The sequence below is a fragment of the Paraburkholderia sp. SIMBA_054 genome, assembly GCF_046534875.1.
In the GTDB taxonomy this organism is placed as follows: domain Bacteria; phylum Pseudomonadota; class Gammaproteobacteria; order Burkholderiales; family Burkholderiaceae; genus Paraburkholderia; species Paraburkholderia hospita.
The window spans coordinates 133,947-147,476 of record NZ_JAWRXV010000026.1 but is presented as its reverse complement, the minus strand read 5'-3'; the positions used below and the strand labels follow the sequence as shown (position 1 = coordinate 147,476).

Genomic DNA, 13,530 nt, shown 5'->3' with positions numbered 1-13,530 from the left:
CCACGTGGACTGCCCCATGCCATTGAGCCCAACCACCATTGTCGACGCAATGTGATGGGCGCACTGAACTTCGCTGAGAACAGTTTCGTCCATGCAGCAAGCAGCCATACCGTCAAAGGGCCTCACGTTGAGGGTTTTCTCAATGACCTGATCTGTCAGGGCGATGGTAGACCGATCGTGATCGTGCTCGACAACGCGAGCATTCATCACGGGATCGATCAGGTCACACTGGACCGCTGGTTCATCGAACACAAAGCACTCCTGTTTTATCTACCGCCGTATAGCCCCGAACTGAATCTCATCGAGATCGTATGGAAGCACTTCAAGTACCACTGGCGGCGATTCGCGACCTGGACGAAAGAAACCATCGATGCGGAGCTGGAAATTCTGCTCAACGGATATGGTTCGAAATTCCAAGTAAATTTTTCGTGAACACTTATTCAAGCCGCATCGGAATTCGATAAAAGCTTACTTCGCCCGTGCTATCCCAGTTCATCCACGTATTCGCGGCTTCTTCCCGGGTCGGACCGCAGTGCATCAGGACGTGGAGCGTGGCTGGGGCGAGGGCCGACCGTTTCTCTCGTCGGGTGCATCCTCTCAGCGAAGGACGCTGCCTCGACGCTTCGACCGCATTCGCATCTTCAGCGGTAACGTGCACCGGCTCGTCCGCGACGCGAACCTTCAGTCTGCACACCTGCGAAAGGGAGTGTTCTTGCGTTCTTGCGTGGTTGGCATATGTCGACCTCCATCACGGACTGTGTTCCGTCCTTCGCCAAAACCCGGAACAGAGGTTTTGTATGGCTCGCGTCCATGCAATGAACAGGATAACTAACATGCGAGGCGTTCCCGGGACGATTCATGCAATCCAGGCGCTAAAAGCCAGGCTTCACAGCTGCGGTTTGGTGTCATACCACATGTCGGAAACGCTAATTGTTCAGAGCATTCTCCTCTGTTAAAAGACGGATGGGTGCGGCGGCTTACCGTCGCCCTTTACAACACACCAATCTTTGAAGAGGGCCAGGAAGATGGCAACGGGTACCGTGAAGTGGTTTAACGACGCAAAGGGTTTTGGTTTCATTACGCCGGACGATGGCGGCGATGACCTGTTTGCTCATTTTTCGGAAGTGAAGGCGGAGGGCTTCAAGTCTCTTCAGGAAGGGCAAAAGGTGAGCTTCGAGGTCAAGCAAGGTCCGAAGGGCAAGCAGGCGGCCAACATTCAGCCAATCTGATACGTTAGCGCACTCGCTGCATGTAAAAGAATGGTCCGCCGAGGCGGACCATTCCTTTTCAACTACGCGCCGTGACACGGTCCTCCCGGGTGTGCTGGTCTCGTACGTGAGCCGGGTAACAGACGGGGTAAGCTGGCTGCGCCGTGCGACGACGTCGGGTTCGACGCTCCTTCAGATTATTGCTTCGCCGCCTTCGACTTCGTCGCATTCTCGACTGCCTGGTCAGCTGCCTCGGTCACCTCTGATGCGGCCTTCGTTGCGGCGTCCAGGTTTGTTTGCGCGACTTCGACTGCCTGCCTCGTCGCCTTTTGCACGCTTTCCTGAATGGCGTTGGCCAGCGTGATAGCCTGTTTCAGAAATGCGATTGCGGCTTCCGAGCCGACCGGGGCGTTTTGCGCGAGATTCTCGGCGGAGGATTGAACCTGGCGGCTGACCTCCTGATACCGGGCATTGACGACCTCTGCCAGCTGCGCTTGCGTGGTCGACGCAATCTCGGCAACCTGACGTTCGTACGTCAGGACCCTCTCCGCCGAGTGCAGCGCTAGCGGGTCTCGCAGACCGGTAACTGATTCAATCTGACGAGCTTTTCCTCGCCCTCCAGCACTCTGCCGGCTAGGCCAAAGAAGAAGTCAAGATTAGCTTGCTGGGCCGCAGCGGCCTGTGCGTGAAAATCAGCCATGTTCGCCTCCTCAAGATGTATGCCCAACGCCCAGCATGTTCGGCAACGGTGACCAATTGATGAAGCGGCTCGTTTGGAAGCGCCCATGTCGACGTACCGTGCGGCGGGCGACGACATTCCGGGTACAGGTCTAGGCTCGGCAATCGTCAAGGAGCTTACGCGTGTTCTGGGGGCGCAAATCGAGTTCGAATCGCGAGAAGGTCGCGGCACCTCATTCAGGATTCGCTTCCCAATCGCGCTCAAGCCCGTAGTCTGAGCGGGGCACACGTTTGGCACGTTGCGTCGCGACGACCGTCGAAAATGGGGACCCGAGGTGATAGTGCCGCCCGCAGATTGACAGTTTCACGCTGCATCTGATGAGCGCGTGCGGAGCCGCGATTGCGTACTACGTGCTATGCGAGGAAGAGGTCAAGCCTCTGCTTCGACGGATATTGTGGTCGCTGCGAACGGCCTGACAACGTTTCTGACCTTCGCGGACACTTGTCCGCCCCCGCTTACCGCAGGACAGCATGTTCCTGACGTGACAGCAAGTAGCGGCATAAGCATGGCCACAACCCACATCGGTTCGTTCAATCGCGAGTTCAAGTTTTGGCGTCTGAGGTCGATATACCGTTCTTCCGAGAGACCAAAAAGTAACTAAAAGATAGAAGGCAGCGCAGATGGCGGAGGTAGAGGTGAAGCAACTCGTCAGGAAAGCTCGTACCGTCAGGTTGAATCTGGAGGTTGACGCGATGCGGCGTCTGATTTCGCGCAACGAATTCTGGCGATTTGCACGCATCGGTTTCGTTGGCCTGGTAGCCGCCTTCGTGCTTCTTGTCATCAGTGGGCAGTTGAAGACAATGGCGGGTGAGCTTGTTGCCATATGGATTGTCGACGGCTATCTCCTTGGCCACATGATGTGGCTCCGGCGACGTTACAAGCCTGTTTTCCTTGTCGGTGCAGCCATCGGGCTCGTGCTTGGAAACTTGATGGGCGATGAGACGTTCTACGTCGCGTTCTCGTTTACCACGGCAGGAATGGTGGAAACATGCGCCGCGGCATTTATGCTGCCGGGTGTGAAATCGGCCAAAGGGCTCCTGCAGCCTAAAGTATTTGTCCGGTTTGTAGTGGGTCCCTGCATAGTTGCATCGATGCTTTCTGGCGTGGTTGCCGTTATCCTGCTTCAAGGGATTTTTACCACTCACCCGTTTTCATCGTTTTCGAATTGGGTGATATCCGACGCTTTGGGCTTCCTGATATTTACGCCAGTGACGCTCGTCATGCTTTCGGGGGAGTGGAGGACTCTGCTTCAACCGGGCAACCGCATCAAGTCGGCATCGCTTTTGGCGTTGATAGGAATCGTTGCGACGGTCATCTTTTCGAAGACCACGTACGATGACCTGTACTGGATGCTTCCGCCCTTGGCGCTCCTCGCGTTCAGGGCTGAATTGTCGACAGTGCTTCTTGGCACGCTGATATTCATCACCATCTCGGTCCCGCTCACGATACACGGAACAGGTCCGCTTTGGCTTTTCCCGTTCGCCACGATGCAGGACCGCATCCTTGCATTGCAGCTGTTCACTGTCGCCGCCCTGTCGATTGTGCTGCCAATCACGATTTTGCAGACGCAGCGCAACGCACTGCTATCCGCGCTGGCTGATGGCCAGCGCCGCTTCCGACACCTTGCCGAACGGTCCGAAGAGGTTTTGATGGAGCTATCCGCGGACGGAACGTTCCAGTATGTTTCACCGCGGGCGAGCGTGGTTCTCGGTTACGAACCGGACATGCTACTGGGACGGTCGGTGCTTGACCTGGTTCATCCGGACGACCGGAGCGAACTCGCTGCGGTACTCGCACAGGCGTGGAACATCGGCATAGAGGAATCGGCGCAGTACCGATTTCGTCGAGCAGACGAGACGCACATCTGGGTGCGCAGCTTTGTCAGTGCAATGCCTTCCAGCATACCAGGTGGCCCCATGGCCCTCGCGTTCGCAGTCCGGGATGTTGACGCCGCAGTTGTTGCGGAGCAAACGCGACTGACCGAGGAGCGGCACCTTCGAGACATGGCGTTTATCGACAGCCTCACGGGCTTGCCTAATCGTCGCTACCTTGATAGCAAGGTGGAAGAGTTATTGAGCTCACCTGCGCACGTAACGTCCGCTCGACCGGTTGCCGTTCTGTTCGCAGACATCGACTACTTCAAAAACTTCAACGACGAATATGGTCACCAGGCTGGTGACGAGTGTCTCAAGGCCGTCGGTCAGTGCATTGCGACGACGCTTCGGAAGCGCGATTTGCTCGCCCGCTATGGCGGGGAGGAATTCGTTATCGTGCTTGAGAACTGTGAACAGACGGAAGCGGCGGCGACGGCAGAGCTCATCAGGGCCGCAGTCGAGTCATTGGGCTTGGGCCACCGAGGTAGCCCTCTGGGTGTCGTTACTCTTAGTATCGGCGTGGCGCAGGGAGAAATGCGCCGTCCATCGGACGCAGCCGAGCTGTTCGAACTGGCGGACTCAGCTTTATACATGGCAAAGCGGATGGGGCGGAACCGTGTGGGTAGAGTGCAAGACGCGATAGCCGGGAGCGAATCAGCGGCGTCAAGTACAGTGGCCTCGGTTGCTCGTAGGCCGCTCTGAAGGTAAAGCGCCGCGTCAGGAACTGCTTTATTAGGCGCGCGGACATTCACCGTTATCTACCAGGCAGCTAGCCAGCCTTTCGTATGTTCGACTCCAGTTCGCTCGCAGCGTGAATACGGTTGAGGACCTGCTCGACGTCGCGGACGCGGCCATGTATGTGGCCAAGCGCGGCGGCCGTTCGACTTATCGCTTCGGTGCGTCGCCGGGACCCGAGCCAACGAATGTCGTGAGGATGACAAGGTAGCGGGCAGGCTTCGACGCCTGGGCCAAAGGACAGTAGGGTATGGGCCAGGGCCCGGCGAAACGCCGAGGACACATTCAACCCCCTCACGACCCCTCAGCGAAACGTTGGAAGCGGCAACGGCTGCGTTGGGTACACGCGACGCGACCTGCTTACATTCTCCTTGAGATTTTCGTGGTGTCGCCCGTACGATAGAAGGCAGTGCATCGAACATCCTTGGCGAGCGTGTATCGTGGAAGCCCTTGACCTTGAACCCAGCGTCGCGACGGACGGTCGCAGCGTCGTTTTTGTGCTGTCATTGGGCGGCCGCAGTATCGCGTGTGTGGTCACGCGTGAAGCGCTTGAACAGCATTTCTGGCTGCAATCCGGTGCAACAGAGGCGCGGATGCTCAAAGCCTTTTCCGATGGTTGCAGACGCATCATGGCGGTGGCGGAACGCAAGGTCCGGGCGCGACCCGGCGCGCAAATTGTGCTGAGCGCCGATGACTTCGGTCCGCGGGCATAAGGCGTGTGCGGCCCCGACTGCCGTCGCTGTGGGGGCAACATGGCCGCTGTAAGACCGGGTTGGCCATGCCCCTTCGCGCTGGTAGTGGCGTTGATGAGATGACGAAAGCAATCACTGCTTCCCCGGAAGGGCTCGCGCTTGAACGTATTGCTGATGCTGCACGTGAAGTGCAGGCGGCATCCTCTGCGCTGGAACGACATTTTGGCGTCGACGGGGGCGCGCAACCGTCTCCGCTCGAACTCGCGAGGTTTGCAGCCGCGATGCAGGACCTGCGAGACGCGCGTGAGGAATTCGACCGCCTGCTCGCGCAGAATCGGCCCTGATGATTTCTGCCGGTTGACTGTCATCGCCCGCTCTTGTGCTGGGCATGTCCGGACAGCCGCCAGGTCAGACCAAGGCTTTCAGCGATTTTCCAGATATGTCTCGGTGAGTACGCCACGCCAAAGCGTCGGCGAATGGCTTCTCGCAGCCGGGTGTGGGTCCATTCCTCGCTGTCGTAACCCTGCAGTCTCGCTGAATGCTTGAGTGCTGCCGCAATCCAGCTGTATGCGGCATCGTCCAGCACGGTTGGGCGGCCTGCAGCGCCGACCTTACTCAACGCATCAAGACCACCTTGGGCGATGAGTTTCTGATATTTGCGGAGCGTCTCCATGCTGATGCCGAGTCGCCTGGCGACTTCTTCCGGCGGGACGCCGTCCATCAGCAACACACCGGCCGCCATACGGCGACGCGTACTGGGAAGTTCATGACTCGGTGTGCGCATTGCCTGAATACAAACGAAGGAAAGGGCAGTATATGGTTGTTTGATGCCGCCGGCAAAGCTGTCAGTGCTGATAGCTGCGCACGACTCATTGATTGCAGCGCGGTCGAGGACCTGCCCCTGCAAGATTTCGCGTTTCAATCATGATGACTGCGCCGGCCGAATCGACGATATAAACGGCCTATCTATTCCTTGAGTCGGAGGAGAGGGCTCAATACCCCGCGCCCGACCTTGGCGCCAGGCGGGAAGCTCATGGGCGCACCCTGGGAGTGACAGCTAGAGGGGGAGCAGCGGGACGCGCGTTGTCCCGGATAGTCTGGCTGTGCTGTGGCGAATGCGCCGACCACAGTGCTCCTTGTGAGAGGCTGGCTCCGCAGTCCAGGTCGACACATTTGGGATTAAGCTCGCCTTCCTGGCCATCGGCCGGGCTAAGGGGAGCTTCGCCCCAAGCTCAAGGCTCTCGCTACAATCCATGAATGAAAGAACTCTTTTTCTCAGAGAAAGACTCTGTTGAGACACGGGGCATACGTTGCGGTGATTAGCGACAGGGCATGGCGTAGAAATGCCTGCCCCCTGCGTCACACTAGATGTCGCCTCTGAATTTCTTAATTTGAAGAACTCAGAGGTGCAGGTTGAAGACCAAACAGACGTATTCTGTTGAATTCAGGGAGCAGGCGCTGGCAAAGGTCCTGCAACGAGGCAACCGGTCCGTAGAAACGGTTGCCTCGGAACTGAACATGAACGTATTAACCTTGAGGAAGTGGATCCGCGTGTCTAACGCTGCAAACCGCAACCCGGGGCCAGTCGATGCACGGCGCCCGGAAGACTGGTCTTTAGAAGAGCGCCTGCTGGCCTTGCAGCAGAGCCATGGGCTGAGCGACGAGGCACTGAACGCGTGGTGCCGTGAACGCGGTCTGTTTGCCCATCACCTGGACCAGTGGCGTGCCCAGTTCTGCTCGGCCGGCACCGCGAGCAGCGCACGTGCAAACGCTCCAGAGCTGCGCGAGCTGAAACAGGCCAATGCGCAATTGCAGCGCGAACTGAAACGCAAGGAAAAGGCGTTAGCGGAGGCGGCCGCGTTGCTGGTACTTTCAAAAAAGTATCAGGCGCTGTTCGGGGACGAGGACGAATGAGCTCCCCCGAAGAGCGCGCCACATTGCGGGAGCTGGTCGATGAGGCGACGACAGCCGGGGCTCGTCAGGCACGCGCATGTGCTGTGCTCGGACTAAGCGCGCGCACCGTGCAGCGCTGGCAAGGCGGCGGTCCTGAAGCAGTGGATGGGCGCACCTTACGCCATCATGATGCTGTCCATAAGCTGTCGATCGAGGAGCGCGCTGAACTGCTGGCGGTGGCCAACTCTGTCGAATTCGGTCATTTGCCACCAAGCCAGATCGTCCCTCGCCTGGCCGACCAGGGTCGCTACATCGCCTCAGAATCGACGTTCTACCGGGTGTTGCGTGAAGAGAATCAGCTTGCTCATCGGCGCAGTGAACGACCAGCCCGCGCTCGCAGCAAGCCTCGCGCAGTATGTGCCGACGGGCCCAATCAGTTGTTCAGCTGGGATATTACTTATCTGCCGACGACAGTCCGCGGGCAGTATTTCTATCTCTATCTGTTCATGGACGTGTTCAGCAGGATGGTCGTCGGCTGGCAGGTCTACGCCGAAGAGTGCAGCGCCCAGGCCAGCGAGCTCCTGAAGGATCTATGTGCGCGTGAAGCGATCAAACCGGGCCAGGTGATTCTGCATTCGGATAACGGCGGCCCAATGAAGGGCGCCACCATGCTCGCCACTCTGCAGGCTCTCGGTGTCATGCCGTCATTGAGTCGACCGGGCGTGAGCAACGACAACCCGTTCTCGGAATCGTTGTTCAAAACACTGAAGTATCGGCCGGCCTATCCTCTGCAGGCGTTCGACACTCTATTTGCCGCGCGCGCCTGGGTCACCGGGTTGGTGCGCTGGTACAACCACGAACATCGTCACAGCGCGATCCGTTTCGTCACGCCTGCCCAGCGGCACGCCAACCTCGACCAGCAGATTCTGGATTGCCGCGCGACGCTCTATGAGCTATGAGGCGGCAAGGCAACGCAACCCGCTACGATGGAAAGGCCCCACGCGAAACTGGAAGCGCGTACACACGGTCCATTTGAATCCCGACCAGACCGACAACTCTGAACTCATCCAACGCCCCCACCAACAGGAGCAAAAAGCCGCCTGAATCTAAATCGTTGAGGCGACATCTAGCTTGAAAATTTCCGCCTGTGAAGAGTGTCTTAAGCATCGGGAGAACAGGGACATCGTTGATGTGGTGGGGAGGACGCCCATTCACCAGAGCCCTGGCGAGCTTCGTTTGCGACTGTCGTTTGCCACCCCTTCATCCGGGCAGGATTCCAGGGAGCGGTGCTCAGGGCAGGACGAGGTCGTGTTCTGACGACCCGCACACCCCGTCGGCCGCAGCCGCGGTCGCCGCCGTGCCCACGGTCGAGAAGCGGAACGTACCCCTGCCTGCGGCTTTGGCTTCGTACAGGGCACGGTCAGCCCGCTTCATCAGCTGTTCTAATGACTCGCCTCTTTCCGCGAATGCAAGGCCGATGCTTACGCCAATCGTCGCGGTGGCACCGCCAGACAGGCGGTAGGGTTCGGACAGGCGCTGGATGATGCGCCCGGCCAGGGCCTTGCACGCGCCAGATGTTGCATGTTCAACAATCATCGCAAATTCGTCACCACCGAGCCGGGCGATGGTTTCGCCGTGCCGCAGCGTCTTTTCCAGGCGAAGTGCGACGGCCCTCAGCACCTCGTCGCCCGCGTCGTGGCCAAGGTCGTCGTTGACCGCCTTGAAACCGTCCAGGTCAAGAAACAGCATGGCGAGCGTCAGGCTTCCGTCACCTGCGCGCAACAGCCACTGCTCCATCTGTTCCTGCAGATAGCGGCGGTTGGCAAGACCGGTCAGCGGGTCGTGACGCGCGAGGTGCAGCACCTGCTTTTCGGATGCACGACGTTCCGTGACGTCCTCGATGATGATGACCGCGCTACCGTCAGGCACGGGATTGCGGGTCATCTCCAGCTGACGCCCGTCGTCGAGCGCGATGTCGAGCGGCCCCCGATTCGCGGACAGCCACTCCGTACACCGCGCGACCAGCTGTCGTCTGAGCGTCTCTCCAAACTTTGCGAGGCCCACGTGCCCGATAAACTCTGGCAGCGGAACGTTGAGCCTCAGCATCTCGATGGTTGCGCCGAACAGTTCCGCCGTTCGCCGGTTGGCGATAATCACCTTGCCGGCCTCGTCGATGGTGCACAGCCCGTGCGGCATGTGTGCCAGTGCGGCGTCGAACCGGGCCGCCACTTCGGCATTTGCCTGTTCCGCCGTCATCAGGGCGACGAGCCCCGCATAATGGCGCCGGACGATGGAAGCCATCGCGGCGATATAGGCGAACAGCGGTGGCACGAGTACCCAGTACGCGTGGCTGGGTGCGAACAGCGCGCCCAGTCCGAGGGGCGCGGCGCCCAGACCAATCTGCGCAACCGCGAGACGCGGCAGTCCCGCATTTCTCGACGCGACGCCGCCGAGCGTGCCCGCGGTCACCATGATGGCAAGCGCGCTCAGCGCAGCGTCGCCGGACATCACACACGCCATCGAGCCGGCGCCAAGCAGGGCCGACGTCAGTAGGGCGAGCGGCGCGTAGCGCGTGGCCGCGTGAAGCGGGTGAATCGCGGTCGACCGGTTGGCTGCAACGTACGTCTGCGCAACGTATATCCGGGCTGCGATAACGCCCATGCCCGCGATGAGCCATAGCGCAGGCCATACCCGGTGCAGGCTGATGAACGCCACCAGCGCGACAAAGGCGCTGGCGGCACCTGACATGGCGAGCGAGCGATGGTCGTCGAACAGTGACGATAGCAGCGACGAGCGGATGGACGCCGTGACGCCGCCATGCTCCGACGTCGGCGTCGCCAGAAGCGAATCAAGGATGGAAGCTCTGACTGACATGATGGAGCCACGCGTGTTGAACATTGCTATGCGGGCCGCTATGGGGACGACGGCTGCTTCCCGTGTATACGGTGAAAAAGGTGTCGGACTTGATAGTTGCTTGCGCCCGTGTTGTCCCCAGGCCACACGAACGAAAGCGGAGACATTCGCCGGCTTTGCCACGCGCGGTAAGTCTGCCCGGGGCTAGTCGCCTTCGGCGACGGGCTCGTTGCGCAGTTGAAGATGGGTTCGCTGCGTCCCGGACGAGCCGACAATGTTGGCCATTTGTAATTGCCATCTTCCACGGCGCCGACCGCGCTGTTTCAACCAGCGCATTGCAACCATAACCGAGGCTGAATTCATCAGGAAAACGCGACGTCTACATATCGCCGATGTGTCGCGTGCGCCGCACGTCGATTTCAATTCTCGGGAATGAGGCTTGCTGGTGACTGCGGGTTGAACCTTCAGTCCGGACATCCCGCAAATGGCGACGATTCTCCTGGTTGATGACGACGTGAAAATCCTCCGGCCATTGCGGGTCATACTGGAAGCCGAAGGGTACGATGTACTGACCGCGGAGGACGGCGAGGCCGCCGTGGCGGTCACGGCTTTCGGGCGCCCCGACCTCATCGTGACGGACTGGATGATGCCCGGCGTCGATGGCGTTGAACTGTGCCGACGGGTGAGGGCCGACCCTGCCACGGCCGGGATACCCATTGTAGTGTTGACAGCGGCTTCTGGACCGTATCCGGTTGAGGCGCCGTGGAATGGTCCTGCTGAGGAAGCCGACGCCGATAGCGCGTCTGCTCGACGTGATTGCCATCCTTTTGGAGGCGCGCGGGCTGCGTCCGCTGCACGCACACGCCCGTTAAATGACCTGTCGGCGGCGGTCGTGTAAAGCATGCAGCAGTACTGCAAACAGTTCACGTCGACTCCCGAAATCTGCCGGGCGGGGCAACGCGCATCTGTTCCTGGACCTGGCGGACGGTCGGCGGTGGAAGTGCCGGCGGAGCCGACGCACTTCGCCATCTCGCTGGACCGAGGGGGGCAGCTCTTCTGACCCGAACTGGGCAGACATGGACGTTAGGAATACTGCTCGAGTGGCCGCCCGTCCAGTTGCGTCACCGACCTGCCGATGTCCGCGGCCTGACGTGGCGGCCAGAGTCGTAGAGTCGCAGCAAAAGAGCGCTTCCGGTCCGGCCGCAGCAACCACTACGCGGCGACACCGACGGACCGTTGCGGAATCGCTGAGCGAGATGCTATTGGTGCCCTGACACTCTGTTCATTCAACGTGCATGAACTCCCGTTGCGTGAGCAGGAAATGCCGCGCTATGCCATCCGCATGAAATTGCTTGCTGACTACTCGCACGCATCGAGTCCAGGTAGGATGGACGTCATGACCAGTCCGCCAAACCTTGACCTGCGCGCGCAAACCGAGCTGCTGACCTATCTCGTTGCGTCGCAACTGCTCGCAAAATCCGCTACCGGCGAGTGGCTTGCCATCGAACATCAGGTCGACCTTTCGAGACTCTGGCTTGTGACGCATGGTGACCGCGCCGACTCGCTGCAACGCGTATCCATATCGAGCTGGGCCCAGCGGGTAGCGGAGAGAGTTGACATGTCTTTCCCGATTGAAATTGATGTTCAATCCGCATTGGCAATGTTTTCGGAGCGGCCACGCCTGGAATTTGGTGCGCCCTTCGTGCGGACCGTGTATCAGGTATGTCTGAATCACCTCGCGAATATGTGCTGGCTCGCTTGAACGCGTCGGCTACGAAGCGTGAAAGGCCGCGAAGTGAATCCGCCGCCTCCACGATGCCGAAGTGGTACCCGCCATCCAGATGATTGCGCTGGGACATACCGCTGACCATCCTGTGCAGCACACCTGACGTGTTTGCGTGGAAAGCCCTTCCGTGAAGGTATGTCAGTAATTGGGCAGTTGAACGCCGCAATACGCTGTGCACTCGCGCTGTTCTCGACTGCTTGTCTGTGTGACGAGTGTGAAGTCCGCGGCATCGATTGCCCGCCCGGAGATTGGCCACGCGTCACGTGGGGAAAAGCGGCCGCAACTGCCTGTACAGGGTGCGGTACGACGCTAACCGCTCCAGCAGTATTGAATGCCGCTCGTCGTCAGGAAAGAATTCTTCCGATAGCGACGGGGTGCGGACAACGACCGAGAAATCCCCGTCAGCCGCCAACCATCCGAGACGTGCGGCTCCGAGCGCGGCGATGGACTGTGAATCAGGCGGCCGGCGTATCGGTACCCCAAACGCGTCAGCAATCAGCTGTGTCCAGAGTTCGCTGCGTGCGCCTCCACCGATAAGGCTCAACGAGGTTTCACGTGTGCCGTCCGCACGCAAGACATCAAGGCCGTCCGACAAGGCGAACGCGACGCCCTCAAGAACCGAATAGGCAAGCGTGGCGCGGTCGGTCGAATCGACCAGTCCACAAAACACACCTTGGGCGTACGGGTCATTATGGGGTGTTCGTTCTCCCGAAAGATATGGCAGAAATAATGGGGCTTTTGCGCGGCGGCTCGCGCTGACGCTCGCGACCTCACCTAACAGACATTCTTCATTCGCCGAAGTGAGGTTGCATAGCCAGCGAACGCAGCTGGCCGCAGATAACACAACGCTGGTTCGGTGCCACCTGTTCGGAATCGCATGGCAGAGCGCGTGTACCCCCAGATGGGGGCTTGGCCGAAACCGCCCGGTGACAACGGACAGCACTCCCGATGTACCGAGAGAAAGAAAACCATCCCCCGATTCAGCCGCGCCGACCCCTAGTGCACTCGTCGCGGTATCGCCCCCGCCAGCCGCAACAATGACATTTGCGGGCAGCCCGAGCTCGTCAGCGACACTGCGACGAACGATGCCGGCCGCCCGGCTCCCTTCTTCAATCGAGGGCACCTGCATTCGCGTCATGTCACAAGCTTCCAGGAGCTCGTCGGACCACTCGCGACGCCCGACGTCAAGCCAGAGGGTTCCTGACGCGTCGGACGGGTCCGTGAGCTTTACACCGGTCAAACGCAGACGTAGATAGTCCTTCGGCAGCAGGACACACGCCAGCTGTCGGAAGTGCTCGGGCTCGTGTCGTGCGACCCATAATAACTTTGGTGCCGTGAGCCCTGGCATTGCACAATTGCCAGCGACTGCATGCAGCATTGGCGCGCGGGCCGTGAGCTCAGTGCATTCACTGACGCTGCGCATATCGTTCCACAATATCGCCGGGCGCAGCGGCCGGTCATTGGCATCAAGTAGAACAGCACCGTGCATTTGACCAGAAAGGCCAATGGCCTGTACGTGCCCAAAAGCGTCGGGATAGTTCTTACGCAGCGCCGATAGCGCAGTCCGCGTAGCTCGCCACCAATCCTCTGGGTCCTGTTCTGACCATCGGTGCCTGGGCCTCGATATTTCCAACGGATGACGAGCGGTCCCGACGACATGCCCATTGCTGGCCAGCAGGAGGACCTTCAGTTCGGTCGTGCCGAGGTCAATGCCAAGGAACATTATTCGACCTCGAGATGAGTCTTGTCT

The 13,530-nt window shown here is 59.7% G+C and carries 11 protein-coding genes and 2 pseudogenes; 9 read left to right on the top strand and 4 right to left on the bottom strand.

Going from position 1 to position 13,530, the window contains the following annotated elements; all coding sequences use genetic code 11:
* A partial coding sequence (locus tag SB822_RS29075) for a transposase (protein ID WP_410856211.1) occupies window positions 1-432 on the top strand: 432 nt, incomplete at its 5' end.
* A gap of 593 nt (window positions 433-1,025) precedes the next feature.
* Window positions 1,026-1,229: a cold-shock protein gene (locus SB822_RS29070; RefSeq protein WP_410856210.1), complete on the top strand. Its 204-nt coding sequence runs from the start codon at window positions 1,026-1,028 to the stop codon at window positions 1,227-1,229.
* Between the two features lie 176 nt (window positions 1,230-1,405).
* Here SB822_RS29070 and SB822_RS29065 read toward each other — a convergent pair.
* Window positions 1,406-1,908: pseudogene (locus tag SB822_RS29065) on the bottom strand (phasin family protein).
* 73 nt (window positions 1,909-1,981) lie between these two features.
* Here SB822_RS29065 and SB822_RS29060 point away from each other — a divergent pair.
* The 4 genes from SB822_RS29060 to SB822_RS29045 all read left to right on the top strand — a co-directional run bounded on the left by SB822_RS29060 (window position 1,982) and on the right by SB822_RS29045 (window position 5,592).
* Complete coding sequence (locus SB822_RS29060) at window positions 1,982-2,164, top strand: ATP-binding protein (RefSeq protein ID WP_410856209.1); 183 nt, start codon at window positions 1,982-1,984, stop codon at window positions 2,162-2,164.
* Window positions 2,165-2,582: 418 nt separating this feature from the next.
* Window positions 2,583-4,523, top strand: coding sequence for a diguanylate cyclase domain-containing protein (locus SB822_RS29055; protein ID WP_410856208.1), 1,941 nt, complete (start codon window positions 2,583-2,585; stop codon window positions 4,521-4,523).
* 473 nt (window positions 4,524-4,996) lie between these two features.
* Window positions 4,997-5,269 (top strand): DUF1488 family protein, encoded by a 273-nt coding sequence (locus SB822_RS29050; RefSeq protein ID WP_410856207.1) that lies wholly within the window; start codon window positions 4,997-4,999, stop codon window positions 5,267-5,269.
* Window positions 5,270-5,367: 98 nt separating this feature from the next.
* Complete coding sequence (locus tag SB822_RS29045; RefSeq protein ID WP_079499324.1) at window positions 5,368-5,592, top strand: hypothetical protein; 225 nt, start codon at window positions 5,368-5,370, stop codon at window positions 5,590-5,592.
* A 20-nt stretch (window positions 5,593-5,612) separates the two neighbouring features.
* Here SB822_RS29045 and SB822_RS29040 read toward each other — a convergent pair whose 3' ends face one another.
* Window positions 5,613-6,170, bottom strand: coding sequence for a helix-turn-helix domain-containing protein (locus SB822_RS29040; RefSeq protein WP_410856206.1), 558 nt, complete (start codon window positions 6,168-6,170; stop codon window positions 5,613-5,615).
* A gap of 491 nt (window positions 6,171-6,661) precedes the next feature.
* Between SB822_RS29040 and SB822_RS29035 the strand changes: the two are divergent.
* Window positions 6,662-8,245, top strand: a pseudogene (locus tag SB822_RS29035) (IS3 family transposase).
* A 186-nt stretch (window positions 8,246-8,431) separates the two neighbouring features.
* Here SB822_RS29035 and SB822_RS29030 read toward each other — a convergent pair.
* Window positions 8,432-10,015, bottom strand: a complete 1,584-nt coding sequence (locus SB822_RS29030; protein ID WP_410856217.1) for a diguanylate cyclase domain-containing protein — start codon at window positions 10,013-10,015, stop codon at window positions 8,432-8,434.
* A gap of 463 nt (window positions 10,016-10,478) precedes the next feature.
* Between SB822_RS29030 and SB822_RS29025 the strand changes: the two genes are divergently transcribed.
* Together SB822_RS29025 and SB822_RS29020 are read left to right on the top strand one after the other, a co-directional pair.
* Window positions 10,479-10,892 carry a response regulator gene (locus SB822_RS29025; RefSeq protein WP_410856205.1) on the top strand — a complete coding sequence of 138 codons (414 nt, stop codon included), beginning with the start codon at window positions 10,479-10,481 and terminating at the stop codon, window positions 10,890-10,892.
* A gap of 408 nt (window positions 10,893-11,300) precedes the next feature.
* On the top strand, window positions 11,301-11,756 hold the full coding sequence (locus tag SB822_RS29020) for a hypothetical protein (protein WP_410856204.1): 456 nt from the start codon (window positions 11,301-11,303) through the stop codon (window positions 11,754-11,756).
* A 283-nt stretch (window positions 11,757-12,039) separates the two neighbouring features.
* On the opposite strand, the gene xylB is transcribed toward SB822_RS29020, so the two are convergent.
* On the bottom strand, window positions 12,040-13,503 hold the full coding sequence (xylB, locus tag SB822_RS29015) for a xylulokinase (RefSeq protein ID WP_410856203.1): 1,464 nt from the start codon (window positions 13,501-13,503) through the stop codon (window positions 12,040-12,042).
* Between the last annotated feature and the right edge of the window lie 27 nt (window positions 13,504-13,530).

Coding starts and splice junctions, on each gene's coding strand:
- xylB (WP_410856203.1), bottom strand. CDS start 13,503: ATGTTCCTTGGCATTGACCTCGGCACGACCGAACTGAAGGTCCTCCTG.
- SB822_RS29070 (WP_410856210.1), top strand. CDS start 1,026: ATGGCAACGGGTACCGTGAAGTGGTTTAACGACGCAAAGGGTTTTGGT.
- SB822_RS29045 (WP_079499324.1), top strand. CDS start 5,368: ATGACGAAAGCAATCACTGCTTCCCCGGAAGGGCTCGCGCTTGAACGT.
- SB822_RS29025 (WP_410856205.1), top strand. CDS start 10,479: ATGGCGACGATTCTCCTGGTTGATGACGACGTGAAAATCCTCCGGCCA.
- SB822_RS29030 (WP_410856217.1), bottom strand. CDS start 10,015: ATGTCAGTCAGAGCTTCCATCCTTGATTCGCTTCTGGCGACGCCGACG.